Here is a 25,877-nt window from a genome sequence, read left to right as displayed (position 1 = left end):
AGCGAGAGACTACGTGGCCCGCAATCGGGGGCAACAGTCTTGACTTCGGTACGACCTCCGACTATGTGTGCGACGAATCCTCAGGAACCGGCGGGGCCGGAGGGCTCGTCGCCGGCGCCGCCCGGGCCGCCTGCACCTCGCTCGCCGCGAACGGCCTCCAGCCCGCTGAGGTCGAGGTCGACCCGGTACGGCCGCCCGATCCCCTCGATCGCGGCCGGGACCCGCACGTATGCATTCCGGGTGACCGCCAGGTCGTCGAGCAGGTCGCGCCAGCGCGCGTCGGCCGCGTCGCCGAGGAAGCCCGCGTGCCGCGGTCGGTCGCCGCCGACGAGCTGCACGCCGGTGCGGTACTTCGGCGACAGCCATCGCCGGGCGCGCGGGACGAGGATCGCGTGCTGGGCGGCGCCGCCGTGGAGTCGGGCGAGGTCGATCGCCGGCTGGTGCCGGTGCACGTCGACGACGGGCACCACGGTGCGGATCGCGGCCTTCGACGCCGTCGACGCCGTCGGCGCGATTGCGCCGCGCGGCGGCGTCGCGTCGACGATGCGGATGCCGTCGAGGCTCTTCAGGTCGCCCATCGGGTCGGGATTGCGCATGCGCCGTTCGCGGACGAACGCGACGACGCCCCACGCGACGGTCAGGACGATCGCGACGACGAGCACCACGAGCCATCCGCCGCTCTCGGGCCGGATCAGGCCGGTGAGGAGGAGCAGGCCGACGAGGACGACGTACGGGAGCGGCTCCCAATGGAGCGGGGAGACGAAACGGGGCGCGGGCACCCCGACAGGCTACCGGGCGCGGGCCCGTGGCCCGCCACGCTCGGTGAGCGTCAGCGCAGGCCGCGGAGCCGCGACCCGACCTCCTCGAGCACGGCCTCGCTTCCGGCGTAGAGGCCGTGCTCGCGCGGTCGGTGCGCGACGACGTCGGTGAAGCCGAGCTCCCGGGCGCGGCCGACGGCCTCCTCGAAGGCGGCGACGCTCGTCATCGAGTAGCGCGAGTCGCCGTCGAGCGAGAGCACCCGGTCGAACTCGTCGGGTTCGCGGCCCTCTGCCGCGAGCGCCTCGTCCAGTCGCGCGGAGAGGTCGGCGAGGCCGACCCACCACGCGGCATCCGAGTCGGCCGCGCCGCCGGTCGTCACCCAGCCCGAGCCGTGGCGTGCGGCGAGTCGCATCGCCCGTGGTCCGTTCGCGGCCATGAGGAACGGCATGCGCGGCTCCTGCGCGGGCTCGCCGACCATTCGGGCCGCGACCGCGGAGTAGCGATCGCCCGAATAGGAGATGCCCTCACCGGAACCGCGCTCGAAGCGCAGCAGCGCGTCGAGCGCCTCGGTGAACTCGCGGAAGCGCTCGTGCCGCTCGCGGGCGGTGAGCTCGGACTGGCCGAGCACGTACGCGTCGAAACCGGTGCCGCCCGATCCGAGGCCGAGGATCAGGCGCCCGCCGGAGACCTGGTCGAGCGTCGCAGCGTCCTTCGCGAAGGGCACCGGATGCCGGAAGTTCGGGCTCGCGACGAACGTCCCGAGCCGGATCCGCTCGGTGACCATGGCCGCGGCCGTGAGCGTGGGGACCGTGGCATGCCATCGCTCGCCCGCGAGTCCGCGCCACGACAGGTGGTCGTAGGTCCACGCGTGGTCGAAGCCGAGGTCCTCGGCCTGGCGCCAGAGCCGGCCCGCCTCGGGCCAGTCGTACTGGGGCAGGATGACGAGGCCGAATCGCATGGGCCGAGCCTACGCGTGCGTCGAGACGGGGAGCGGCTCGGGAGCGGCCTCGGCTGCCGCGTCGCGCGGCCTCCGCTCGAGCTTGACGAGCACGATGCCGCCGAGGATGAGCCCGCCGCCGAGGATCTGCAGGGGGCCGAGCGCCTCGCCGAGCAGCACCCAGCCGACGATGCCCGCGAAGATCACCTCGGAGAGCCCGAGGAAGGACGACAGTCGCGAACCGAGCAGGCGGATGGCGGCGATGCCGGCCGAGTACGCGAACGCCGTCGACACGGCGCCGACCGTGAGGAGCGGCACCCACCACGGCGCGGTTCCGCCCAGGAAGTCGACGTCGACGAGCGCAGCGTCCATCGGCATGAGGCCGAGGAGCCCGGCGACCCCGAGCGCGGCCGCACCCACGACGAAGCCGGCGGCGATGAGCGCGACGGGCGGCAGCTGCTCGGTCGCGCGCTCGCCGATGGCGTAGTAGACGCAGACGCCGACCATGGCGATCGCCGCGAACGCGAGGCCGATCGGATCGAGGTCGCCCCCGCCTGGCCCGATCACGAGCCAGAGGCCGGCGAGCGCGAGCGCGGAGCCGCCGAGGACGATGAGCTGCGGCATCCGCCTGCTCGTCGCCCAGGCGAAGAGGACGAGCGCGATCGGTGCGAGGTACTCGATGAGGAGCGTCATCGACACCGGGATGCGCTCCAGCGAGGCGTAGAAGGCGAACTGCACGCCCGCGACCGCGACGATGCCGTAGATCAGGATGGTCCAGCGCGCGCGCCAGAACGGCCGGAGGTCGAAGCGCAGCGCGATGAGCGCGGGGACCACGAGCAGCGCGGCCGCGATCGAGATGCGGGCGAGGACCGCCGCGCCCGGCGACCAGCCCGCCTCGAGCAGCGGCTTGACGAACACGCCGCCCGCGCCGAAGGCCAGCCCGGCAGCGAGCCCGAGCGCGATGCCGACGATCCCCCGAGATGCACGCACGGCCGCCCTCCTCCACGATTCCGCACGCCGTCGGCCCGGTCAGGACCGAACGTCGTTATGCTCGTGACAGTAGCCGAGCTGATGTCAGGAGTCAAATGATTTTCACCGATGACACGGTCGCGGCCCTCGGATTCATGGCCGCGGTCGCCGACACGGTGCCCGGGGCGTCCGAGTCGGGCGAGGACGAACTCGCCACGACGACCGAACTGGCTGGCCTCCTTGACCACTGGGGATTCTCCGGGCGCCGCGACGGCGATGCGCGCGAGCTCGACGAGGTCCGCGCGGTCCGCGATCGGCTGCGCGAGATCTGGACGCTCGAGCGCGACCCGATGGTGGACGCGGTCAACGCAATCCTCGAGGAGTCGCACGCGATCCCCCGGCTCGTCCGCCACGACGGGCTCGACTGGCACATCCACGCCGTGTCGCAGGAGCGCCCGCTCGCCGAGCGCATGCTCGTCGAGGCCGCCATGGCCCTCGTCGACGTCATCCGAGCCGACGGCATCGACCGGCTCGCGCGATGCCAGGCCGACGACTGCTCGGGCGTGTTCGTCGACCTCTCCAAGAATGCGTCGAAGCGCTACTGCAGCACCCGGTGCGGCAACCGGATGGCGACGCGCGCGTACCGCGCCCGCAGCGCGGAATCGGACTGACCGGCGGTGGCCGGCCTCAGTGCACGATGGCCATCTCGTGCGGGGTCGAGTTCAGCCGCCGTCCGCCGTCGGCCGTGACCGTGACGATGTCCTCGATGCGCACCCCGAAACGACCCGGCAGGTACACGCCGGGCTCGATCGAGAAGCACATGCCCGGCTCCAGCGGCGTCCGCTCGCCCTCGACCATGTAGGGCGGCTCGTGGGTCGTCAGGCCGATGCCATGACCGACGCGGTGGATGAAGTACTCGCCGTAGCCCGCCTCGGCGATGACCGCCCGGGCGACCCGGTCGATCTCCTGGCACGGCACGCCCGGACGAACGGCCTCGAAGCCGGCCTGCTGCGCGCGGACGACGAGCTCGTGCACGGCGCGCTCCTCATCCGTCGGCTCGCCCACGTGCACGGTGCGGGTCGTGTCGGACCCGTACCCGTGCTTCAGGCCGCCGAAGTCGAGCACGACCATGTCGCCCTCCTCGATGACGCGGTCGCCCTGCTCGTGATGCGGGTTCGCTCCGTTCGGCCCCGAGCCGACGACCGTGAAGTCGACCTGCGAGTGGCCGTGGGCGACGAGCCCGGCCGCGAGGTCGGCGGCGACCTCGGCCTCGGTACGGCCGGCGAAGCGAACGCCGAGGATCTCCCCGTAGGCGGCGTCGGCGGCGGCGCCGGCAGCGGCGAGGCGTTCGAGCTCATCGGCGTCCTTCACCGCACGGAGCATCGGCAGCGCCGTGGTCATCGAGACGTACGAGGTGGCGGCGAGCCGGCCCTGGAGGCCGAGCAGGTGCATCGCCCAGGCGGAGTCCGACATCGCGTACCGCCCCGGTTCGAGCAGCGGCGCGGCCGTCTCGTAGGGGTCGTCGCCGTCCATCCAGTCGACGAGACGCAGGATCGGCGCGGCGGTCGCCCGCTCGGCGTCGGGCCGCTCGAGCTTCGGCACGACGAGCGCCGGCTCGCCGTCGACCGGGATCACGAGCATCGTCAGGCGCTCGGTGATCGCCACGGGCAGGTAGCCCGTGAGGTAGCGGAGGTCCGGGCCCGGGGTGACGACGAGTCCGGCGAGCCCTTCGGCGGCCGCGGACTGCGCGGCGCGGCGCATGCGCGCGGCGTAGTCGTCGGCGGTGAACGGCGCCGGGGCTCGCTCGGCGGCGGTTTCGGGGCCGGCGGGCGGTATCGTCGGCTCGGTCATCGCAGTCTCCTCCCGGCGCGCGTCGACGGTGCGCGCCGGGTGGAGGCTAGCCCGCCGGAGGGCCCGTCCGCCGGGTCTTCCGACCCGCGCGCGCCGCTCGAGCGATCTGGTCGACGCGCCACGGGTGGCGCGCCGCGCGCGCCGCGCGCATGACGAAGGCCCCCGGCGGGCTCGTGGTGAGCCGGCGGGGGGCCTTCGCAAGAAGTTCGCGGTGTCGTCGAGAGCCGCGCGGGTGATGCGCTTAGCGGCGCAGCCCGAGACGCTCGATCAGCGAGCGGTAGCGGTTGATGTCGACGTCGGCGAGGTAGCCGAGCAGACGACGACGCTGACCCACGAGGAGCAGCAGGCCACGACGCGAGTGGTGGTCGTGCTTGTGCTCCTTGAGGTGCTCGGTGAGGTCCTTGATCCGCTTGGTGAGGATCGCGATCTGGACCTCGGGGGATCCAGTGTCACCGGGGTGAGTCGCGTACTCGTCGATGATCGCCTTCTTGATGTCTGCATCCAGTGCCATAGATGGGGATCCCTTCTCCTCGTTGCGCGCTGCCCGGGGCCTTGTGCCTGGGCTCTCTTGATGCGCGGCCGTTTCACGGCAACCTCAAGAGTCTAGCAGAGCGGATGCCGCTCGCTCGTCCCCAGCGGGGAGCACGGGGTCACGGCGCAACGAGTCGAGCCTTCCTCAGGTCTAGGCTGAGGGACGACGGGGAAGTCCGATCATGGCCGGTCAACAGGATCGAGCAGAGCTCGAAGCGCGGGTGTGTTCCCGCGCCGGGGCGGAGGATCCGCGTATCGAACGCGCGGACCCGGTCACCGGCCGGATCGTGTTCGTCACCGAGAGCGAGTGGCGGCTCCTCGAACTCGACCGACGCACGTCGCGCCCGAGCCGTCCGTTCGCAGCGGCGCCTGTCACCTCTCGCGCGGCCGACCGGTCCGCCCCGGCGCCGGGGCCGGAGGCGACGCCGCAGGCGACGCCGATGCGGCAGGCGGCCCGCCCGCGATCCCGGGAACCGCGCAGCCGGCGCAGCGCCGGCGTCACCGTGCTCGTCATCGCGGCGGCCGGGTTGGCCGTGGCGGTCGGCCCATCGCTCGGCCTGCCCGGTGGCTCGTCGACCCCGACCGCGCCCGCGGTGACGGTGCGGATCGTTCCCGCGGCTCCGCACGCCGGGGGCGCGATCGCCGGGACCGCCGATCGAGGGCGCGGGCTCGGCACGATGGCCGCGTTCCGCGACCCGGACCTCGTCCCGAAGGTGCGGGACGCCTGACTCGACGCTGCATACCCGTCGGCGCGCTCCGCGCTCGTCCTCGGCGCCAGCGGCCCGATCGCCGGCCTCGCGGTGTACGCGGTGTCGAAGCCGAACGGGGTCGCCTGCCTGATCGCACGCATGGGGACCGCCGGCGCGGCGGCGCAGTGCGTCGACCTCCGGATGCTCGCGTCGGACGGCCTGCTGCTCCGGACGCGCATCCCCGCCGAACTCGTCGTCGACGGCGAGCTCGGCGAGGGCATCGCCGCGCGGGCCGCCGACACCGACCTGCTCGCCGCCGAATGGCGCGCGGACGGGAGCTTCGTCGTCGCGCTCATCCCTGACTGAGCCGTGCGCGGCCGCTTCGGCGTCCGGGACGGTCGCAGGAATACACGGGATGTCAACGCGGTTCCGACCTGCGTGGATGCAGTGCCGATGAACGCCGTGCCCGTGGGCGCGGTTCGAGTCGACGTCGCGGTGATCGGCGCGGGGCAGGCCGGGCTCTCGGCCGCGCATCACCTCCGTCGGCGCGGCTTCGTGCCGATCGGTCTCGGGCAAGCGGAGACCGACACCTTCGTCCTGCTCGACGCGAACCCCGCGCCCGGCGGCGCCTGGCAGCACCGCTGGGCGTCGCTGCGCATGGGGACGGTGAACGGCATCCACGAGCTGCCCGGTCACCCGGTGCCTCCCGCCGACCCGGCCGCACCGAGCCGCGAGGTGCTGCCGCCCTACTTCGCCGAGTACGAGCGCCGGTTCGACCTCGACGTGCAGCGACCGGTTCACGTGCGGGGCGTGCGCCGTGCCGACGACGACCCGCACGGCCGGCTCCTCGTCGAGACGGATCGCGGCACCTGGGCGGCGCGGTACGTCATCAACGCGACCGGTACGTGGACGCGCCCGTTCCGCCCGTACTACCCCGGCGTCGACCGCTTCCACCGCCGGCAGCTGCACGTCGCCGACTACGTCTCGGCCGATGAGTTCGCCGGTCAGCGGGTCATCATCGTCGGCGCGGGCGTCTCCGCGGTGCAACTGCTCGACGAGATCTCGCACGTCGCCGAGACGACGTGGATGACCCGCCGCGAGCCGGACTGGATCGACGAGGACTTCGACCTGGCCGCACGCAGCGCCGCGATCGCCGGCGTCGAGGCGCGGGTCCGTGACGGCCTCCCGCCCGGCAGCGTGATCGCGGTGACCGGCATGCACTGGACGCCGTGGGCTCGCGCCGCCGATGCGCGTGGCGTGCTGGTGCGACATCCGATGTTCGCCTCGATCGAGGAGGACGGCGTCCGCATGCCCGACGGGTCGTTCCGGCCGGCCGACGTGATCCTCTGGGCGACCGGGTTCCGCCCGGCGCTCGACCACCTCGCGCCGCTCGGCCTTCGGACGCGCGCCGGCGGCTTCCGGGTGGCCGACACCCGGTCGCTCGACGACCCGCGCCTGTTCCTCATCGGGTACGGACCGTCGCAGTCGACCGTCGGCGCGAACCGCGCAGGGCGGGCGGCCGTGCAGCAGATCGTGCTCGAGCGGCGGGCGGCGGTCGCGGCGTGAACCGCGGGCGACCCGGATCGCCCGGGCCCGCCCGTTGCCGATGACCTCCGGCCCGGAGCACACTGGCCGCATGGCCATCGCGATCAAGCGCGTCTACGACGACCCCGCGGCATCCGACGGCGTGCGCGTGCTCGTCGACCGGCTCTGGCCGCGCGGTATCTCGAAGGAGCGCGCCGAGCTCGACGAGTGGGCGAAGGATGCCGCGCCCTCACCCGAGCTGCGGACCGAGTGGCACCACGCCGACGCCGATCGGTTCGACGAGTTCGCCGCACGGTACCGGTCCGAGCTCGACGGGAACCCCGCGGCGCGGGCGCTGCTGGACCTCGCGGGCGGGCACGCGCGGGTGACCCTGCTGTACGGCGCGCGGGATGCCATCCGCAATCACGCGGCGGTACTGCGCGACTGGCTCGGCGAGCACGGCGCTGCGGTCGAGCGCTGAGGGCGGATGGCTCGGGACGCGACCCTGCAGGACGGATGAGCCTCGTCCACCACTCCGAACGACGTGCAGGAATCCTTCTCTGACCTGCGATTCCGACGCCGATCGATGTCGGTGGGTCCTGCTTGGATGGACCCATGCCAGCGATCCTCGACCTCCCCGCCGACGCTGCGCTCGAGTTCGAGCTGGCATCGATCGCCGAGTTCGAGCGCCTGATGCGACGCCTTCACGCCGACCGGTTTCGGGCGGTGCAGCGGGCCCGCGAGCTGGCCGTCGAGGCGTGCGGCGTCGGGCCGTCGAGTCCGGCGCGCGATCGCGACATGGCGACCCGGTCGTTCGTGGCAGAGCTCGCGACGACGCTCGGGCAGCACGAGGCATCCGCTGCCCGGCTCGTGGCCGACGCCGAGCGCCTGACCGGCCCCCGCAGCGCGACGCTCGACGCGCTCGAGAAGGGCGAGGTCGCGCCGACGCAGGTGAGCTCGGTGCTCGAATTCACCCGCGGGCTGCCGACGCAGGTCGCCGACTCGGTCGAGGGTGTCGCGCTCGACGCGGCATCCGCTGCGATCACCCACGGGGTCGTGTCGACGAACGCCGACGTCCGGCGCCGCATGCGGCGCGTCCGCGAACGGCTGCACCCCGAGCCGTTCGTCGATCGTCGTGCTCGTGCCGCGGCCGAACGGCGGGTCACCGTCGAGGCGGCCGACGACGGCATGGCGTGGCTCGGCATCTTCCTCGAGGCCGAACGCGCGGTCGCGATCGAGCGTCGACTCGACGTGCTCGCGGCGCGCGAGGCGTCCGGAGACCCGCGCACGAGGGCGCAGCGCGCGGCCGACCTCGCTTCAGACCTCCTGCTCTCCGGCGCGCTCGCCGACGACGAGCGCTTCGGCGACCTCGCCGCCGGTCCGACCGGCGCGGTCCAGCCGCGCCTCCACGTCACGGTGCCGGTGCTCACGCTGCTCGGGCTCGATGATGAGCCTGCCGACCTCGAGGGCTACGGTCCGATCGACGCCGAGACCGCCCGCATCATCGCGGCGCACGCACCGTCCATGCGCCGCATCCTCGTCGACCCCGAGACCGGTGCGACCCTCAGCTACGGCCGCGACCACTACCGCGCGCCGGCCGGCCTCGACGGGTTCGTGCGCGTGCGCGACGGGCAGTGCCGCTTTCCGGGCTGCTCCCGTCGCGCAGAGCGCGCCGACCTCGACCACACCACCGCCTGGGAGCACGGCGGTCGCACCGACGCGTGCAACCTCGCCGCCCTCTGCCGACACCACCACCGCCTGAAGCACGAGGGCGGATGGCGCGTGGTGCAGGAGGTGGGCGGTGTCATGCGATGGACGTCACCCGTGGGTCACGTGCTGCGGACGATGCCCGAGCGCAGGTTCGAACCGGTCGAGGCCGGTGAGGGGCTCGATCCACCCGAGCCGTCCGTACCGGATTCGCGGGCGGACGCCGACATCGGCGACGACCTCGGGCCGCCTCTCGAGTACGAACTCGAGCCCGCCCCCTTCTGAATCACCCGAAGGTCGACGCGGTCGACCTCTGGTCGGCGGGCGGCGACTCACCTTGCGTGCACCCGGTCACGGCGCGATCAGGAGCTTCCCCCTCACGGTCCCCGCGCCGATGCGCGCCAGCGCCTCGGGCACGCGCTCGAGCGGCAGCACCTCGTCGATCACGGGGGCGAGGGCGCGGGATGCCGCGAGCGCGCCGAGCTCGTCGAGGCCGCCGTTCGGCTTCGCTGAGAGCAGTCGGAACGTGCGCCCTCCGCCATCGGGGCGTCCGGCCGTCGCCGCCACCCGCGCGATCGTGCCCAGCCGCCCCCCGACGATGACGAACCGACCTCCGGGCCGAAGCGCTCGGCGGTACTCGGCGAGCGGTCGACCCGCGACGAGGTCGACGATCACGTCGAAGCGGCCGGCATTCGACTCGGCCGCCCGTCTCGCCTCGGTGAACAGCGCGTCCGCGGCATCCGCCTCGACCGCCTCGGTCGCGCCCAGCTCTCGAAGCAGGTCGAGCTTCGCGGCCCGATCGACCGCGACCACCTCGGTCGCACCGAGATGCCGGGCGAGCTGGACCGCGATCGTGCCCGCACCGCCACCGGCGCCGATGATGAGCACGCGCTCGCCCGCCCGAAGCGCCGCCACGTCGACGAGCGATTGCCACGCCAGTCCGCCCGCCTGCGGGATCGCCGCCGCCGCGACCGGATCGAGGCCCGCCGGCCGACGGCGAAGGGCAGCGGCATCCGTGGCGACGAACTCGGCGAACCCGCCCCAGCCCGCCGCCGAGAGGTCACCCCAGACCGCGTCGCCGAAGCGGAAGCCGACAGACCCGTCTCCGCCCGGGCCGACCGCGACGACCTCTCCCGAGACATCCGCCCCCAGCACCGGATGCGACGGCCTGCGCGGCGCGACGATCCGTGCGAAGACCCCACCCCGGAGCAGGTCCCAGTCCCATGAGTTGACCGACGACGCCACGACCCTCACGAGCACCTGCCCCGCGCGGGGAATCGGGGCCGGCGCCTCGACGAGCCGCAAGCGGTCGGGACCGCCGTACCGCTCGTACCGCACCGCACGCATGGCGCGAGCCTAGCCGTGCGACCATTGATGGAGGTGCTCCCGATCGAGGGACTCCGAAGGGTCGCGATCCTGATGGCCGACGTACGACGGACGATCGCCGAGCAAGCGGGCTACCCGCCGCGCCGGGTCACGGCGGCCGTGCTCGCCATCGGCGCGATCGCGCTCGGGGCGATCGCCGTCGTCGCGATCGGCGAGGCCGTCTCACGGGCGACCATGTCGATCTCGCCGGTCGAGGCGATCGTCGTCGGCGAGCGCACGGAGGAACGACTCGTCGCCGATCGGCGCGGCAGCCGGTACGCGCCGTTCCGGTACGTGAGCGTCGAACTGCCCGACGGGACCACCGCCGAGGTGCGGAGCGACGACCTCGCCGTCGGGGCGGATGCCGAGGTCTACCGAAGCGATGCGGGGGCCGTGTTCGAGACGCCGCCCGACGCACCCGGCCCGATCGAGTGGACGGTCTGCGTGTCGGCCGCCGCCGCTGCGCTGGCGCTTGGAACGGCCTCGGTGCGCACCATGTCGCCGGCGCGGCGGCAGGCATGAACCGAGGACGGCGCGTCCGTCTACCCCGCCGGCACCAGCGGGAAGATCGCCGGCCAGCCGTTGTGCGCGTACACGATCACGCAGAACACGACCGCGTCGAAGAGCAGGTGCACGACGAGCACGTAGGTCAGCGACTTGGTGAGCTTGAACGTGTAGCCCTGGATCAGCGCGAACGGGATCGTCAGCAGCGGGCCCCACGCCTGGTAGCCCAGCTCCCACAGGAACGAGACGAACACGACCGACTGCAGGAGATTCGCCTGCCACGTGGGGAAGTGCCGCCGCAGCAACGTGAACACCGTGCAGATGAAGAACAGCTCGTCCCACGTGCCGACGGCGTTCACGCCGACGAAGAGGCGCGCGATCTCGTTCGGCTCGGTGACGGTCGGCCAGTTCTGGTAGACGCCCGAGGTGATGAAGTAGAAGGGCAGGATGAGCCATCCGGCGAGCGTCACGAAGATCAGGTAGAGCCACTGCGTGCGCGTCCACCGCCGGCCGGTGCGCCACGGGAAGCGGATGACGCGCTCGCGGTACACGAACCGCGAGATGAGGAACGGCACGGCGACCGCGAGGCCGAGCACCACCGCGAAGCGCACGATCGCCTCGTCGGTCAGTTCGGCCTCGAGCGAGATGGTCGAGATGATCCCCTGCCCGATCGCGATGAGCGCGAGATCGGGCAGCAGGCGCTCGGTGCGGCCCGACCGATCGACGAGCCAGGCGATCAGCACGCCGACGACGAGCATCGCGTAGCCCGCGGGGCGCAGCTGGAACCCGAACAGGAGCACCGCGGCCGAGCAGACGAGCGCAGCGGGGATCAGCGCGATCGGGTGGGTGCGCACCTCGGAGGGGGCGGCGACGGCGGCGGTCACCCCTCAAGCTTCGCACGGGCGTCCGACGCGCCGCTCGACGTGGCGCCCGACCGCGACCCGGCGGGGCGTCCGACGCTGTCGGCGGACCGTGCCAGCATCGACGCATGACCCGGATGCCGCAGCCGCCCGCTCCGCGCGAGTCCCACCGTCGCGCGGGCATCGTCCCTCCGTACCTGCTGCTGCGGATCGCCGCGGCGCCCGAGTACTTCGACGTCGCCGCCGAGGCCGCACGCCGCTCGCTGCTGCGCGACGAGCCGATGCGCGAGCTGCGCGTCGAGGGCGCGCATCCGGGGCTGCTGCCGCACGAGCACACCCGGTCGTCGACGCTCGAGCGCGAGGCGGCCCGCGCGCGCGGCGCGGAAGGGGGCGTGGAGGCCGGCGCGGAAGCCGGTGCGGAGCCGGGCATCGAGGCCCCCGCCGAGCCCTCCCCCGACCGCCGCATCTCCGATGCCGAGCACGCCGAGTCCCTGCCGGGGCGCCTGGTCCGCGCCGAGGGGCAGCCGCCGACCGGCGACGGCGCCGCCGACCAGGCCTACGACGGCCTCGGCGAGGTGTATGCGCTGTTCCAGCGGGTCTACGGCCGCGACGCGATCGACGGCGAGGGTGCTGTGCTCGAGGCGACCGTGCACTTCGGCGACCGCTACGACAACGCCTTCTGGGACGGCGAGCGGATGGTGTTCGGCGACGGCGACGGCGAGGTGTTCCGCGGGTTCACGCAGTCGCTCAGCGTCATCGGGCACGAGCTCGCGCACGGCGTGACCGAGTACACCGCGCGCCTGCGGTACCGGAACCAGTCGGGGGCGTTGAACGAGCACGTCTCCGACGTGTTCGGCGCACTCACCGAGCAGTACGCGATGGGACAGGATGCCGAAGCCGCGACCTGGCTCATCGGCGAGGGCATCTTCACCGGGCTCGTGCAGGGCCGGGCCCTCCGCTCGATGCTCGAGCCCGGCACCGCCTACGACGACGACGTCCTCGGGCGCGACCCGCAGCCGGCGCACTTCCGCGACTACGTCGAGACGGATGCCGACAACGGCGGCGTGCACCTGAACTCCGGGATCCCGAATCGCGCGTTCGCACTCGCGGCCGTCGAACTCGGCGGGTTCGCGTGGGAGCACGTCGGGCGCGTCTGGTACGACGCGCTCACGGGCGGCACGCTCAGGCCGAACGACGGCTTCGCGGTGTTCGCGGCCACGACGCTGGCTGCCGCACGCGACCGATACGGCGACGAGTCGCGCGAGGCCGCAGCCGTCGCATCGGGCTGGAGCACCGTCGGCGTCGAACCGGAGTAGCATCCGGACCATGGAGGTCGAGGTTACCCGGAGCGGCGGCCTCGCGGGACTGCGGCTCACGTGGACCGTGGAGGTCGAGAACCAACCCGATCCCGAGGAGTGGGTGCTCCTCGTCGAACGTCTGCCCTGGAGCGAGACGCCGCCCGCACCGCCCGAACCCGATCGGTACGTGTACCGGATCCGGTGCGAGCCGCACGAGGCGACGCTCGCCGAACGGCAGGTGCAGGGACCGTGGCGCGACCTCGTCGACCGGGTTCGCGACGCCGCCGAGCCGTCGCGCGGGCGAAGCGGAGTGGACGGGCGACGCGCACCTGCGCCCGCCGGGCGCGAGCAGGAGCCGACGAGCGGCCCCTCGGCACCGCCTACCGACCCGGAGCGCCGACCCGACGCGTGAGCACGCCCAGCGCGATGAGGCCCTGCGCCGCGAGGTAGGTCGACATCACGACGAGGTCGTGCAGGGCGAACTCGTACCCCGGCAGGAACCGCCCGAGTGCCAGCACCGAGTCGGAGACCACGAAGAGCGCGCCCCCGAGGGCGATGAGGCCGCCGAGGCCCCCGGCGAGCGCCGCCATCGTGCCGAGCACCAGCCCGTAGACCGCGACCGGAGCGAGCAGGCCGCCCAGCCCCGGGGCGAGGAGCGCGAGGAACCCGGCGAACCACGCGGCGTAGACGAGCGTCCACCACGGCAGGCGGCGCCCGACGGCGGGCAGCCGCAGGAAGAGCACGACGTACGCCACGTGCGCCGCGAGGAAGGAGAGCAGGCCCGCCACGAACCATCCGTCGCCCGACCCGGTCAGCAGCGCATCGCCGCCCCACGAGAGCGCGATCGCCGCGACGAGCAGCCAGGCGGTCGACCTCACCCGCGGGCGTGCGAGCACCACCGCGACGACGAGCGCGGGCATGAGCAGCACCTTGGTCGCCGTCACGGCGACGCCGCCCAGCTCGCCGAGCAGCACCACGAGGTGCACCACGCTCAGCACCACGTACGGCGCGAACGCGATGAGCAGGCGCCGGCGGTCCGCGTGAGCCGGCGGCTCGGGCAGGCGAGGGTCCGGGCCGCTGATGGACGCGGCGGAGGGGCTCGCAGCAGCGGAGGCGGTCACGATGGGTTCACGTCACGCCGCACTGAGCTCCCCCCGGACGATCGAGTCGCCGGAGTGCGCCGGGTCGCCGTCGACCGGTTCGGCCGAGACGTCGACGAGCGGGTACTCGTCGAGGTCGATGCCGGCGGGAACCGCGAGGCGCGCCGAATCGCCGTCCATGAGGCCGAGGCTCACGAGCCCCGACGCGTCGGCTCGGATGAGCCAGACCTCGCGGACCTCGCCGGACGGCACGTCGGTCGCGAGGTCGACGAGGATCGTGCGCTCCCCTGCGGGGTCCTCCTCGACCGTCGCCGTTCCGGCCGCGTCGTCCCACCCGGGGAACGCGTCGAGCTCGGCGGTCGCGAGGACGGTGCTCCTGCCCGCGTCGATCCCGTCGCCGACCCCGCCGGTGAGCGCGACGCCGATGCCCACGCCTGCGACGAGGCCCACGACGGCCGCCGCGGCAGCGATCGCCCACCGGGCCCGCCGACGCGAGGGCCCGCTCGACGCCGCCGCTGTCGTGCGCGGCCGGCGCGGTGCGACATGCCGCTGCAGGGGCAGCTCGCTGCGCCCGTCGGACGAGCCGGGCGACGCGGTTCCCCCCGGCACCGCATCGCGCGCTGCGAGCGGGTCGGCCGCGAGCTCCGGAGCGAGTCCGAGCTCATCGTGGATCCGCGACCATACCGACGACGGCGGGGACTCGAGGTCCGCGTCCGGCACATCGCGGCCGAGCTCGACCGTCCGGGCGAGCGCCGCGTAGTCGGCGGCGCACGTCGCGCACGACGACAGGTGGTCGCGGACGGCGCCGTCGGGCTCGTCCCCGTCGAGGGCCAGCACGGCGAGCTCCTCAGGCTCGATGTGGTCCATCCTCCACCTCCCATCGTGATCTCAGTCGGTTCAGGCTCCGCCGGACGTGGCTCTTGACCGTTCCGATCGGCAGGTCGAGTGCTTCGGCGATCTGCGAGTGGCTGAGCTGGTCGTAGAAGGCCAGCTGCATGACCCGTCGCGGGACGGGCTCCAGCCGGCCCAGCTCCTCGGCCACCATCGCGCGCTCGGCGAGGTCGTCGTCGACGGCGGTCGAGGCGACGGATGCCTCGGCGACGAGGCTCTCCTCCAGGCGACGGGCGCGGGAGCGGGCCTCGTGCGCGTCGGCGATGCGGTGCTTGGTGATGCCGACGATCCAGGCGCTCAGCGTCGACCGCGATGCATCGAACGTCGCGCGGCCTCGCCACGCGGCGAGATAGACCTGCTGGGTCACGTCTTCGGCATCGGTGCGGTCGCCGAGCGAACGGAGTGCCAGGCGGAACACGAGGGGCGACCAGCGCGCATAGGCCTCGCGGAGGGCGCGCTCGTCACCTTCGGAGAACGCGTCCGCGAGTGCGCGGTCGTCGAGGGTGTCGAAGGCGATCGGGCTCACCGTGCGGCGCTCACCTCTTCGTCGGCTCGGTCGGGGCCGCACATCGATCATGACGAGCGGCGGTGCCGCCATCGTCGACTGCGGCGTGGCCATCAGCATATCGAGCCTCCCTCCTCGTTCGCGTCCCGTCACGTCGGAACGGCACGTCAGATCGGCACGGCGGTGACGACGAGGTTGCTGAGGTACCGCCTCGCCTCGTAGTCGAACTCGCCGCCGCACGTGACGAGGGTCAGCCGGGGCGACCCCGACCGATCGAACGCGGCATCCCAGTCGACGTCGGCCTTCTCGATGACCTGCGTCGACTCGATCGCGTAGGCGTGCCGAGTGCCCGCGGCATCCGTCACGAAGACCTGCGTGCCCGCGGCCGCGTCCTTCAGCCTCGCGAACGGCAGGACGCGGTACTCGAGCGAGTCGACGTGCGCCGCGATCACCGTCGAGCCGGTCTCGGATGCCGGTGCCGGCCCCCACCGGTACCAGGCGGCGAGGGCGGGGTCGTCGAAGAGTCCCATGCGGCCCTCGGCGTCGAGCCCGACCGGTCGGATCGACATGTCGATGCCGAGGTCGGGGACCTCGATGCGGACGGGTGCGGGTGCCTGGGCCGCCCGGTTCTCCTCGAGCGAGGCGGAGCGTCGCGGAACTTCGGGAAGCGCAGAGGCCGGTGCCGCGGCGGCGGGCCGGGCGTCCGGGGGCGCGGACCCCGTGGGCGGCGAGGTCGCGACGGCCGATGGCGCGGCGCCGCCCGAGGACGGCGCCGCGACGCACCCGGCCAGGAGGCCGATCACGGCGGAGGCCGCGACCAGGGACCCGAACACCCCGGCCGCGACCTCCTTCCCCCGCATTCGGATCAGCGCTCCGCCTTCGACGCGGACACCACGCGGGTGGCACCCGCGGTGATCGCGATCGCGGCGAGGATGCCGACGCCCACGAGCGTCCACATTCCCAACTGCTGCTCGGGGGAGTTGGTGGCCACGAGGCCCGCAGCGCCGGCCGGCACGCCGTCCGGGCTGGAGTGCATGCCGGTCACGGTCTGCACGGCGAGCTCGAGGTTGTCGTCGTCGAGGCTGCCCCAGGCGTAGACGACGGTCAGCGTGCCCTCGGCGACGTCGACGGGAGCCGGCCCGATGACCGGGTCGGTGGTGCCCGCCGCGGCGACCGAGGCCTCGACGGTCCCGGCCGGCAGGTCGAGCGTCTGCTCGTTCGGGTTCTCGAGACCCGAGATGACGGCCTCGCCGCCGGCGAGCACGTCGACGGCAGGAGCCGCGGCCACGTGCCGGACGGTCAGCCGGCCCTCGCCCGCCGCGATCTCCGACACGTCGTTCGTGAAGAGGTTCGTGGTGGGGTTGCCCTCGGCGTCGAGGTTGGCGACGGCGGTGTAGTTCCCACCGGCTTCGAGCGGCAGGTCGACGGGCCCGATGGCGGGCTCCGACGCGTCCGCGGCATCCGAGGCGGTGATCGCGACGGTGTAGGTGCCTGCGGGCAGCTCGAGCGGTCCGGCGAGGTCGCCGGGCTCGAAGTCGTCGAGCGTGAGCTCGTCGTTCACGTACACGTCGACGGTGAGGCCCGGCACGCCGTGCAGCACGGAGAGCATGGCCGCGTCCTCTGCGGCGTTGGCGGGTGCGAGCCCGCCGAGCGCGATGAGCGCTCCGGCGCCGATGCCGGCGGCGACGATCTTCTTCATGGTGTCCTCCTGGTCGTTCCCGCCTCGGCGGGGTCCCGCGTTCGCGGGGCGGAAGTTGCCTGACACCACTTCCTTCCGACCCAGGGCGCCGATCGGATGCACATGCATGAAGATTCCGGGTGGAGATCCGGCGACCGGCACGCCCGGCGCGACGACGGCCGACGCCCCTCGCGGGTGCGCCGGCCGTCGTGCCGTGCGTGGGCTCGGGTCAGCTGACGCCGAGCAGGTCGATCACGAAGATCAGGGTCTTGCCCGAGAGCGGGTGCCCGCCGCCGGCGGGGCCGTAGGCCTGCTGCGGCGGGACGGTCAGCTTGCGGCGACCGCCGACCTTCATGCCGGGGATGCCCTCCTGCCAGCCGGCGATGAGCGCCTGCAGCGGGAAGTTGATCGACTGGCCGCGGCTCCACGACGAGTCGAACTCCTCGCCCGAGTCGTACTCGACGCCGAGGTAGTGCACGTCGACCGTCGAGCCGGGCGCGGCCTCGGGACCGTCGCCGACGACGATGTCCTCGATGACGAGCTCGGCGGGGGCCGGACCCTCGGGAGCCTCGACCTCGGGCTTGCTGTTCGTATCAGTCATGGGTCCATCCAAACGGATGGCGCGTGCCCGTTCAATCCGGGACACCCGTCCACACGGGTCTTGTGCTGACGGCGAACACGTTGCAGGCTGGCACCCTAAGAGCTCGTCGCCCCGGAGTGCTGTCGGCTGAGGCCACACCGCGGGGCGACGAGTTTCTTCATGTGCGGAGCCCGTCGAGGACCGCAGGTGAAGAACGGGGCAGGCGGGCCGGACGCCGCCCCGAGGCGTGGGGTCGGTGGGGCGACTCAGCCCTCCATGAGACGCGATCGGATGAGGAACCGGACGCCTTCCGGTGCCTCGAGCGAGAACCCGCTCCCCCGGCCCGGCACGACGTCGACCGTCAGGTGCGTGTGCCGCCAGTACCCGAACTGCTCCGCCGACATCCAGAACGGCACGACCCGCTCCGAGCCGAGGTCGAGCTCTCCGAGCAGCACGTCGGCCGCACTCGTGACGAAGTCGCCCGCCGGGTAGCACATGGGGGCGCTGCCGTCGCAGCATCCGCCCGACTGGTGGAACATCAACGGCCCGTGCTTCGCCCACAGCGTCGCGAGCAGGACGCTCGCCGCGGGGGTGAGCTCCACCCGCGGCGAGACGTCGCCCTCGACCGTGACCGTCGCGACCACGCGTGCGGCGAGCGCCGCGACATCCGTCGTCTCGATCGTCATGGCCCGCCGCCGATCAGAAGAACCCGAGCGGGTTCTCGCTGTAGCTGACCAGGAGGTTCTTGGTCTGCTGGTAGTGCGACAGCGCCTCCTTGTTGTTCTCGCGGCCGATGCCGGAGGACTTGTAGCCGCCGAACGCCGCGCCTGCCGGGTACGCGTGGTAGTTGTTCACCCACACGCGGCCGGCCTGGATGTCGCGGCCCGCCCGGTACGCCTCGTTGCCGTTCCGGCTCCAGACGCCCGCGCCGAGGCCGTAGAGCGTGTCGTTGGCGATGCGGATCGCGTCGTCGTAGTCCCGGAAGCTCGTGACCGCGACGACCGGACCGAAGATCTCCTCCTGGAAGAGCCGCATGCGGTTCTCGCCCTCGAAGATCGTCGGCGCGACGTAGAAGCCATCGCTGAGGTCGCCGCCGAGGTCGACGCGCTCGCCGCCGAGCAGCAGCTTCGCGCCCTCCTGCTTGCCGATGTCGATGTAGCTCAGGATCTTCTCGAGCTGGTCGTTCGACGCCTGCGCGCCGACCTGCGTCTCGGTGTCGAGGGGGTTGCCCTGGCGCGCGAGCTTCGTGCGCTCGATCGCGTCGTCGAGGAACGTGTCGTAGATCGACCTCTGGATGAGCGAGCGGCTCGGGCAGGTGCAGACCTCGCCCTGGTTGAACGCGAAGAGGCTGAAGCCCTCGAGCGCCTTGTCGTAGAACGAGTCGCGGCGGTCGGCCACCGACTCGAACACGATGTTCGGGCTCTTGCCGCCGAGCTCGACCGTCGAGGGGATGATGTTCGCCGACGCGTACTGGAGGATGAGCCGGCCCGTCGTCGTCTCGCCCGTGAAGGCGATCTTGCGGATGCGGTTCGACGACGCGAGCGGCTTGCCCGCCTCCACGCCGAAGCCGTTGACGACGTTCAGGACGCCGGCCGGCAGCAGGTCGGCGATGAGCTCGACGAGCACGAGGATCGACACCGGCGTCTGCTCGGCGGGCTTCAGCACGACCGCGTTGCCCGCGGCGAGCGCCGGAGCGAGCTTCCAGACCGCCATCAGCAGCGGGAAGTTCCACGGGATGATCTGGCCGACGACGCCCAGCGGCTCGTCGAAGTGGTAGGCGACGGTGTCCTCGTCGAGCTGCGTGAAGCTGCCCTCCTGCGCACGGATGAGGCTCGCGAAGTACCGGAAGTGGTCGCTCGCGAGCGGCAGGTCGGCGTTCAGCGGCTCCCGGATCGACTTGCCGTTGTCCCAGGTCTCTGCGACCGCGAGGAGCTCGCGGTTCGCATCGATCCGGTCGGCGATGGCGTTCAGGACGGCGGCACGGTGCGTGGTGCTCGTGCGGCCCCACGCCGGCGCCGCCTTGTGCGCGGCATCGAGCGCCGCATCGATGTCGGCGGCGGTGCCGCGGGCGACCTCCGCGAACGGCTTGCCGTTCACCGGCGAGATGTCGTCGAAGTAGGCGCCCTCGACGGGCTTCACCCACTCGCCGCCGATGAAGTGCTCGTAGCGCGGCTTGAACTGGATCAGTGCGCCGGCGGTGCCGGGCGCGGCGTACACGGTCATCGTGTCTCCTCGTGACGTCGTCGTCATGCCCTCGGAGTGGGGCGATCGTCACGGTAGGCGCGGCGGGGTTGCGACCCGGTTGCCCGAGGGTTGCAGTCGGGTTGCACTGCGGATCACGGATGCCGCGGGCGGCGCCTCAGCGCAGCGCCGCGTCGATCCGCTCGAGGTGCGCGACGACCGATGCGCGGCGAGGCGAGCGCGGCGGGAGCACCTCGAGCAGTGCCCTCCACAGCTCGGCGTCGTAGCGGTGTTCGTCGCGCTCGGCGAATGCCGCGAGCAGCTCGGGCGAGGCGTCGGCGATCATCGACTCGCGGAGCCGGCCCGCGAGCTCGTCGCGCAGCTCGACGATGCCCGGTGCGACCGAGGACGGGAGGATCGGCCCGGGGTACTGCTCGACGGCCTTTCGGAGGGCGCCCTGGCCCACGAGCCTCGCGACCCTTGCAGCGTCGACGTCGAGGTCGCGGGCGAGACGGTAGGGGCGCGACTCGAGCGCCGGTTCGCCTGCGGCCTCGAGCACGCGTCGGAGGCGGGTGATCTCGGCGCGGAGGGTCACCGGCGAGGCCTCCCCCTCGTAGAGCAGCGTCGCGAGTCGTTCGGCGCCGATGCCGTTCGGGTGCCATGCGAGCAGGGTCAGGATCTCGGCGTGACGGGGGCCGAGCTCGCGCGCGCCGAGCCGCGGTCGCTGCGCGCCGAGCACGGTGAGCGGCGTCCGCACGGCGGGCACTGCCCGCATGCGCGAGCGGCGGATGGTCGCGTGCACGCTCGACTCGAGGTTCGCGATCCGCAGCTCGGCCTCGACCGCGGCGACGGTCGCCGAGACGAGCGAGAGCGTGTGCGGCGCGACCGCGAGGTCGGTGCCGGTGATGTCGATGACCCCGAGCAGTGCGCCCGTCGCGGGGTCGTGCACGGGCGCGGCGGTGCAGCTCCACGGGTGGACGATGCGGTTGTAGTGCTCGGCGCCGCGGATCTGCACGGCGCGATCGAGCTGCAGGGCGGTGCCCGGTGCACTCGTGCCGATGCTCGACTCGGACCAGTCGGCTCCCGCGACGAAGAGCATGTCCTCCGCGCGGCGGCGCAGGTGCGCGTCGCCCTCGACGAACAGCAGCCGCCCCTGCGCGTCGCCGACGGCGACCACGAGCCCGGCGTCCTCCGTTCCGTCGACGAGGAGCCGCCGGATCACCGGCATCACGGGTGCGAGCGCGTGGGCGGCCCGGTACGCACGGAACTCGTCTTCGTCGAGTTCGATCCGCGGCAGGGCACGATCCGGATCGATGGCCCCGCGGATGGCGCGCTCCCACGACTCGCGGACGACCGGGCGGAGGCTGAGGGGCACGACACCGGTCGCGATGGCGTCCTGCTGGGCGCGCAGCAGGCGCTCGCGCAGGGCGCCGGGGTCGCCCTGCGGCACCTCGTTCGGCATGGGCACGCCGTCTCCGATCGCCGTCGATCACCTCACGGTTGCGGCAAGCATAGACCGGCCGGCCCGCAGTCGTGCCGGCGTACGTCCTCCCGGGTCAGGCGGAGATCGCGGCGCGGTCGCGGGACACGGCCTCGAGGAGGGCCTGCTCGTCGGCGTGCCGGCGAACGTCGGCGCGACCGGTGGCGATGATGTTGCGCGTGAACGCCAGCCGTGTGGCATCCGCGATGAACCGCTGGACCTGTGCCGTGCGCGGCGGCTGCTGCGCACGAGCCCAGGCGAGTGCGGCCCGTCGGCCCGGCCAGCTCGAGAGCCCGTCGACCTCGTCCTGGCTGAACCACCCCGCCGCCGCGTACTCCGAGAGTCGCCTGCGCGTCACGCGTTGCTCCTCGCGCCGGAGGACCACGGTCACGACGATCGCGGCGATGAAGATCGGCACCTGCACGGTGAAGTAGAGCGCGAAGGCGTCGGCGAAGGCGAGCGAGCCGTTCCAGAACGCGTGCAGCAGGATGGCGGCGACGAGGCCCACCAGGAACCAGGCGATGACGCCCGCCCTCCGCCCGCGCCGGGCGGCGAAGCCGATCGCGACGCCCGTGCAGGCCGTGAAGAGCACGTGCGCGAAGGGCGAGAACAGCCCGCGGATGATGAAGGTCGTGCCGAGCTCGCCCGCACCGCCCTCGATGAGGGCGACGCCGAAGTAGAGGATGTTCTCGGTGAAGGCGAAGCCCGCGGCGACCGTCGCACCGTAGACGAGCCCGTCGACCGGGCCGTCGAAGTGCGACCGGGCGAGCAGGAAGATGAGGAGCACGCCGGCGCCCTTCGCGATCTCCTCGACGATGGGCGCCTGCACGACCGCCTGCAGGGCCTCGTCGGTCGTGGCGCCGTCCGGCGAGCTGAACGCGGCGAACAGTTGGACGCCGAGGTCGACGATGAGCGCGATCGCGACCGAGACCGCCGCACCCCAGAGGAACGCGAGCCAGAGGGCCCAGCGCGGCTCGGGCTCCCAGCGGTCGATCCAGCGCACCGCGAACAGCACGATCGCGAGCGGCACGAGTGCGACGAGCGTGCCGACGGCGACCACCGAGGCGCCGAGCGAGACGGCGAGGTAGCCCGCGACCAGCAGGGCGACGAGCCCGGCGACGGCGATCAGCGCGACGATCGCGGCGCCCGCGCCCGCGCCGGACCGCGGGCGGGCGGGTGCCCGGTGCGCGAACGCCGGATCGGCCGGCAGCGGCCCACCGGTGTTGATGTGCCGGTACGGGTCGGGAGGCGGCGTCAGGCTCACGCGGGAAGCCTAGCGAGCACCGCCGTCGCCCGGCGGGAACATCACGCCGGGGTTCAGGATCCCGGCCGGGTCGAACACCGCCTTGATGCGCCGCTGCAGGTCGACCGAGGCCTCCCCCAGCTCCTCGGCCAGCCAGCGGCGCTTCAGCACGCCGACGCCGTGCTCGCCGGTCAGCGTTCCGCCGAGCCGCACCGCGGCGCGGAAGAGCTCGTCGGCCGCCTCCCAGACGTGCTCGGGCACCTCGTCGCCCTCGAACACGAAGTTCGGGTGGAGGTTGCCGTCGCCGGCGTGCGCGAGCGTCGGGATCTCGACTCCGTAGCGGGCGCCGATCCGCGCGACCTCGCGGAACATCTCCGGCAGCCGCGAACGCGGCACGGCGACGTCCTCGATCAGCACGTTGCCCCGCGACGCGAGCGCGGGGTGCATGGCGCGGCGGATGTCGAGGAGGCGATCGCCGGTCGCGGCATCCGTCGACCTGGTCACGCGGCCGCCCGCCTCGGCGAACACGCGGGCGACGGCCTCGGCCTCGGCCTCGGCGTCGCCCGCGTCGCATTGCGCGAGCAGGAACGTCTCGCCCGGCGCGAAGTCGGCGAGCGGGGTTCCCGCGAGCGCCTCGGCGCCGAGGTGCTCGGCGACCCGCGCGAGCCCGACGGGGTCGATGAGCTCGAGGATGGCGGGTCGCACGCGCGCCGCCGCGACGCCGCCGACCGCGACGCCGGCCGACTCGACGTCGGGGAAGGCCGCGGCCACGGTCTCGATCGGACCGGCGACGACGGGCCGCAGCCGCAGGGTCGCCTCGACGATCACGCCGAGCGTGCCCTCCGAGCCCGTGAGGAGCGCCGTGAGGTCGTACCCCGTGACGCCCTTCACGGTGCGGTGCCCGGTGCGGAGCAGCGAGCCGTCGGCGAGGACCACCGCCAGTCCGAGCACGCTCTCGCGCGTGACGCCGTACTTCGCGCAGAGCAGGCCGCCGGCGTTCGTCGCGATGTTGCCGCCGATGGACGAGATCGCCCGGCTCGCCGGGTCGGGGGCGTACCAGAGCCCGCGCTCGCGCGCGACGCGGTCGAGGTCGCCGTTCAGCACGCCCGGCTCGACGACCGCGACCTCGTCGACGTCGTCGATCTCGAGGATGCGGTCCATGCGCGAGAGGTCGAGCACGATCGAGCCGGGACTGGAGAGCCCGCCGCCCGCGAGTCCGGTTCCGGCGCCGCGCGGCACGACCGGGGTGCCCGATGCCGTCGCGATGCGCATGAGCTCCTGCACGTCCTCGACGGATGCGGCGTGCACGAGCGCGAGCGGCGGCGCGTCGCTGCGCCATCCGGAGCGGTCCTCGCGGACCGCGTCGAGGGCGGGACCGTCGAACGCGACCCGGTCGCCGAGGGCGTCGGCGAGGCGGGCGCGCAGCTCCGCGGTCGACGGATCGCGCAGGTCGGCGGCGGGCGAGGGCGCATCGTCGGGCATGGAGTCCAGCGTAGCGACGCAGCCATGTCCGATTCCCGCTATGCGAGAGCGCGCTCGGATGCGACGCTGGATGGGTGACCACCACCGCCGCCGCCCCGTCCCGCACTGCGCCGCGCCGCGGCCTGCGTGCCGATCCGCTCGCCGACCCGGTCTTCGCGGAGAAGTACCGCGCCATGCTCGCGCGCGACGCCCGCTTCGACGGCCAGTTCATCACGGGAGTGCACTCGACGGGCATCTACTGCCGGCCGAGCTGCCCGGCGGCGCCCCCGAAGCCGACGAACGTCACCTTCTACCGCACGGCGGCCGCCGCGCACGAAGCGGGCCTCCGCGCGTGCAAGCGGTGCCTGCCGGACGCCGTGCCCGGCTCGCCGGAGTGGGACCTCGACGACGACCTCGCCGCCCGGGCGATGCGGCTCATCGCCGACGGCGTCGTCGAACGCGAGGGCGTGCCCGGGCTCGCCCGGCGACTCGGCTACACCCCGCGCCACCTCACGCGCGTGCTCACGGCCGAGCTCGGCGCGGGCCCGCTCGCCCTCGCGCGCGCGCACCGCGCGCAGACCGCGCGGGCGCTCCTCACGTCGACGTCGATGCGCGTCTCGGACGTCGCGTTCGCGGCCGGCTTCGGCAGCATCCGGCAGTTCAACGACACCGTGCGCGCGGTGTACGAGCGCAGCCCGCTCGAACTGCGCGCCTCCGCCCGCGCCCGGCGCGGCCGGCTCGCCGGAACGGCGCCGGCGACCGCGCCGGTGCCCAGCTCCGCCGACGGTGCGGCGGATGCCGCGGAGCCCGGTCCCGACGGGGCCGGCGTCGTCCGGCTCCGGCTGCCGGCCCGTCCCCCGTTCGACGCCGCGGGCGTGTTCGCGTGGCTCGCCACGCGCGCGCTCGACGGCGTCGAGGTCGCCGCGCCCGATCGCTACGAGCGCACGCTCGCCTTGCCGACCGGGCCGTCGCTCGTCCGTCTCGCGTCGGTCGAGGACGGCGCCGCGCTCGACGTCGAGGCGCACCTCGCGAGCCTCGCCGACCTCGCCCCGCTCGTCGCCCGGGTCCGGCGCCTGTTCGACCTCGACGCCGACGCCGAGGCGATCGACGCGGCGCTCGCGGCGGACCCCGTGCTCGCGCCCGCGGTCGCGGCCACCCCCGGCATCCGGATGCCCGGCAGCCTCGACCCGCACGAACTCGTGGTCAGGGCGCTCGTCGGCCAGCAGGTCTCGGTCGCGGCCGCGCGCACCGCGCTCACCCGGCTCGCCGCCGACCTCGGCGACCGCGTCGAGCTCGGCGGCCGGACGCGCACCCTGTTCCCCGACGCGTCGGCGATCGCCGAACACGGCGCCGAGGTGCTTCGCGGCCCGGCCGCCCGGATCAGGGCGATCGTCGACGTCTGCGGCCGGCTCGCGTCCGGCGACCTCGTCGTCGCCCCCGAGCGCGAGCGCGGCGAGCTGCGCGCCGACCTGCTCGCGGTGCCCGGCATCGGGCCGTGGACGGCGGGGTACCTCGCGATGCGCGTCACGCGCGAGCCCGACGAGCTCCTCGTCTCCGACCTCGCACTCCGGAACGGGGCCGCGCGGCTCGGCCTGCCGTCCGACGCGAAGACGCTCGCGTCGCGGGGTGCCGCCTGGGCGCCGTGGCGGAGCTACGCATCGATGCACCTGTGGCGAGCCGCGGCATCCGCCTTGTCGACGTGACGGAGCATCCCGCCGACTTCGTTGTACGTTCTGCACAGCGGCCGCGCGGACCCGGCCGATA

General features: G+C 73.4%; 28 protein-coding genes. 10 read left to right on the top strand and 18 right to left on the bottom strand.

What is annotated here, in order from left to right; genetic code table 11:
* Positions 1-80: 80 nt before the first annotated feature.
* Genes ACULK2_RS07440 through ACULK2_RS07430 form a run of 3 tightly spaced genes read right to left on the bottom strand, consistent with a single transcriptional unit; the run spans position 81 to position 2,686 of the window.
* Positions 81-779 carry a hypothetical protein gene (locus ACULK2_RS07440; protein ID WP_445969164.1) on the bottom strand — a complete coding sequence of 233 codons (699 nt, stop codon included), beginning with the start codon at positions 777-779 and terminating at the stop codon, positions 81-83.
* A gap of 50 nt (positions 780-829) precedes the next feature.
* Positions 830-1,717 carry an LLM class flavin-dependent oxidoreductase gene (locus tag ACULK2_RS07435; protein ID WP_445969165.1) on the bottom strand — a complete coding sequence of 296 codons (888 nt, stop codon included), beginning with the start codon at positions 1,715-1,717 and terminating at the stop codon, positions 830-832.
* A gap of 9 nt (positions 1,718-1,726) precedes the next feature.
* The gene (locus ACULK2_RS07430) at positions 1,727-2,686 is read right to left on the bottom strand and encodes an EamA family transporter (RefSeq protein ID WP_445969166.1); all 960 of its coding nucleotides are present in this window, start codon (positions 2,684-2,686) and stop codon (positions 1,727-1,729) included.
* 95 nt (positions 2,687-2,781) lie between these two features.
* Here ACULK2_RS07430 and ACULK2_RS07425 point away from each other — a divergent pair, with 95 nt between their 5' ends.
* Positions 2,782-3,336 carry a CGNR zinc finger domain-containing protein gene (locus ACULK2_RS07425; protein ID WP_445969167.1) on the top strand — a complete coding sequence of 185 codons (555 nt, stop codon included), beginning with the start codon at positions 2,782-2,784 and terminating at the stop codon, positions 3,334-3,336.
* Between the two features lie 16 nt (positions 3,337-3,352).
* Here the strand turns inward: ACULK2_RS07425 and ACULK2_RS07420 are convergent, their stop codons facing one another.
* Entirely contained in the window at positions 3,353-4,516 is a 1,164-nt protein-coding gene (locus tag ACULK2_RS07420) for a M24 family metallopeptidase (RefSeq protein ID WP_445969168.1), read from the bottom strand.
* Positions 4,517-4,757: 241 nt separating this feature from the next.
* Positions 4,758-5,027 (bottom strand): 30S ribosomal protein S15, encoded by a 270-nt coding sequence (rpsO, locus tag ACULK2_RS07415; protein ID WP_344374752.1) that lies wholly within the window; start codon positions 5,025-5,027, stop codon positions 4,758-4,760.
* Positions 5,028-5,229: 202 nt separating this feature from the next.
* Between rpsO and ACULK2_RS07410 the strand changes: the two genes are divergently transcribed.
* The 5 genes from ACULK2_RS07410 to ACULK2_RS07390 all read left to right on the top strand — a co-directional run bounded on the left by ACULK2_RS07410 (position 5,230) and on the right by ACULK2_RS07390 (position 9,252).
* Positions 5,230-5,775, top strand: a complete 546-nt coding sequence (locus tag ACULK2_RS07410) for a hypothetical protein (RefSeq protein WP_501044977.1) — start codon at positions 5,230-5,232, stop codon at positions 5,773-5,775.
* Positions 5,776-5,856: 81 nt separating this feature from the next.
* A complete protein-coding gene (locus ACULK2_RS07405; protein WP_445969170.1) occupies positions 5,857-6,102 on the top strand; it encodes a hypothetical protein in 246 nt (81 codons plus the stop codon).
* An 87-nt stretch (positions 6,103-6,189) separates the two neighbouring features.
* Positions 6,190-7,302 carry an NAD(P)-binding domain-containing protein gene (locus ACULK2_RS07400; RefSeq protein WP_445969171.1) on the top strand — a complete coding sequence of 371 codons (1,113 nt, stop codon included), beginning with the start codon at positions 6,190-6,192 and terminating at the stop codon, positions 7,300-7,302.
* Between the two features lie 70 nt (positions 7,303-7,372).
* Positions 7,373-7,741, top strand: a complete 369-nt coding sequence (locus ACULK2_RS07395) for a DUF488 domain-containing protein (protein ID WP_445969172.1) — start codon at positions 7,373-7,375, stop codon at positions 7,739-7,741.
* 134 nt (positions 7,742-7,875) lie between these two features.
* Entirely contained in the window at positions 7,876-9,252 is a 1,377-nt protein-coding gene (locus tag ACULK2_RS07390; RefSeq protein ID WP_445969173.1) for an HNH endonuclease signature motif containing protein, read from the top strand.
* 66 nt (positions 9,253-9,318) lie between these two features.
* Here ACULK2_RS07390 and ACULK2_RS07385 read toward each other — a convergent pair whose 3' ends face one another.
* Positions 9,319-10,314 (bottom strand): NAD(P)-dependent alcohol dehydrogenase, encoded by a 996-nt coding sequence (locus ACULK2_RS07385; RefSeq protein WP_445969174.1) that lies wholly within the window; start codon positions 10,312-10,314, stop codon positions 9,319-9,321.
* A gap of 72 nt (positions 10,315-10,386) precedes the next feature.
* Here ACULK2_RS07385 and ACULK2_RS07380 point away from each other — a divergent pair, with 72 nt between their 5' ends.
* Complete coding sequence (locus tag ACULK2_RS07380) at positions 10,387-10,854, top strand: hypothetical protein (protein ID WP_445969175.1); 468 nt, start codon at positions 10,387-10,389, stop codon at positions 10,852-10,854.
* Positions 10,855-10,874: 20 nt separating this feature from the next.
* Here ACULK2_RS07380 and ACULK2_RS07375 read toward each other — a convergent pair whose 3' ends face one another.
* Positions 10,875-11,720, bottom strand: coding sequence for a CPBP family intramembrane glutamic endopeptidase (locus ACULK2_RS07375; RefSeq protein ID WP_445969176.1), 846 nt, complete (start codon positions 11,718-11,720; stop codon positions 10,875-10,877).
* A gap of 104 nt (positions 11,721-11,824) precedes the next feature.
* Between ACULK2_RS07375 and ACULK2_RS07370 the strand changes: the two genes are divergently transcribed.
* Together ACULK2_RS07370 and ACULK2_RS07365 are read left to right on the top strand one after the other, a co-directional pair.
* Complete coding sequence (locus tag ACULK2_RS07370) at positions 11,825-13,012, top strand: M4 family metallopeptidase (RefSeq protein WP_445969177.1); 1,188 nt, start codon at positions 11,825-11,827, stop codon at positions 13,010-13,012.
* A 10-nt stretch (positions 13,013-13,022) separates the two neighbouring features.
* Positions 13,023-13,406: a protealysin inhibitor emfourin gene (locus ACULK2_RS07365; protein WP_445969178.1), complete on the top strand. Its 384-nt coding sequence runs from the start codon at positions 13,023-13,025 to the stop codon at positions 13,404-13,406.
* Here the strand turns inward: ACULK2_RS07365 and ACULK2_RS07360 are convergent.
* The 11 genes from ACULK2_RS07360 to ACULK2_RS07310 form a co-directional block, all read right to left on the bottom strand.
* Positions 13,375-14,115, bottom strand: a complete 741-nt coding sequence (locus ACULK2_RS07360) for a lysoplasmalogenase (protein ID WP_445969179.1) — start codon at positions 14,113-14,115, stop codon at positions 13,375-13,377. The genes ACULK2_RS07365 and ACULK2_RS07360 overlap by 32 nt on opposite strands.
* 12 nt (positions 14,116-14,127) lie before the next feature.
* Positions 14,128-14,961, bottom strand: coding sequence for an anti-sigma factor (locus ACULK2_RS07355; protein ID WP_445969180.1), 834 nt, complete (start codon positions 14,959-14,961; stop codon positions 14,128-14,130).
* On the bottom strand, positions 14,942-15,610 hold the full coding sequence (locus ACULK2_RS07350; RefSeq protein ID WP_501044976.1) for a sigma-70 family RNA polymerase sigma factor: 669 nt from the start codon (positions 15,608-15,610) through the stop codon (positions 14,942-14,944). The genes ACULK2_RS07355 and ACULK2_RS07350 overlap by 20 nt, the downstream gene beginning before the upstream one ends.
* Positions 15,611-15,657: 47 nt before the next feature.
* Positions 15,658-16,323, bottom strand: coding sequence for a class F sortase (locus ACULK2_RS07345; protein WP_445969182.1), 666 nt, complete (start codon positions 16,321-16,323; stop codon positions 15,658-15,660).
* 32 nt (positions 16,324-16,355) lie between these two features.
* A complete protein-coding gene (locus ACULK2_RS07340; RefSeq protein WP_445969183.1) occupies positions 16,356-17,189 on the bottom strand; it encodes a DUF4397 domain-containing protein in 834 nt (277 codons plus the stop codon).
* A 208-nt stretch (positions 17,190-17,397) separates the two neighbouring features.
* The gene (locus tag ACULK2_RS07335; RefSeq protein ID WP_445969184.1) at positions 17,398-17,769 is read right to left on the bottom strand and encodes an FKBP-type peptidyl-prolyl cis-trans isomerase; all 372 of its coding nucleotides are present in this window, start codon (positions 17,767-17,769) and stop codon (positions 17,398-17,400) included.
* 245 nt (positions 17,770-18,014) lie between these two features.
* On the bottom strand, positions 18,015-18,434 hold the full coding sequence (locus tag ACULK2_RS07330) for a DUF779 domain-containing protein (protein WP_445969185.1): 420 nt from the start codon (positions 18,432-18,434) through the stop codon (positions 18,015-18,017).
* 13 nt (positions 18,435-18,447) lie between these two features.
* Complete coding sequence (gene exaC / locus ACULK2_RS07325) at positions 18,448-19,971, bottom strand: acetaldehyde dehydrogenase ExaC (protein ID WP_445969186.1); 1,524 nt, start codon at positions 19,969-19,971, stop codon at positions 18,448-18,450.
* 136 nt (positions 19,972-20,107) lie between these two features.
* Positions 20,108-21,391, bottom strand: a complete 1,284-nt coding sequence (locus tag ACULK2_RS07320) for a GAF domain-containing protein (RefSeq protein WP_445969447.1) — start codon at positions 21,389-21,391, stop codon at positions 20,108-20,110.
* 94 nt (positions 21,392-21,485) lie between these two features.
* A complete protein-coding gene (locus tag ACULK2_RS07315) occupies positions 21,486-22,673 on the bottom strand; it encodes a PrsW family intramembrane metalloprotease (RefSeq protein WP_445969187.1) in 1,188 nt (395 codons plus the stop codon).
* A gap of 9 nt (positions 22,674-22,682) precedes the next feature.
* Positions 22,683-24,134, bottom strand: coding sequence for an FAD-binding oxidoreductase (locus ACULK2_RS07310; protein WP_445969188.1), 1,452 nt, complete (start codon positions 24,132-24,134; stop codon positions 22,683-22,685).
* 173 nt (positions 24,135-24,307) lie between these two features.
* On the opposite strand from ACULK2_RS07310, the gene ACULK2_RS07305 reads away from it, so the two are divergent.
* Entirely contained in the window at positions 24,308-25,816 is a 1,509-nt protein-coding gene (locus tag ACULK2_RS07305; RefSeq protein ID WP_501044991.1) for an AlkA N-terminal domain-containing protein, read from the top strand.
* Positions 25,817-25,877: the final 61 nt, after the last annotated feature.

The sequence above is a fragment of the Agromyces molybdatiresistens genome (assembly GCF_052748445.2).
The sequence above is the reverse complement of the archived record's forward strand: the minus strand, read 5'-3'. Positions and strand labels throughout refer to the sequence as shown.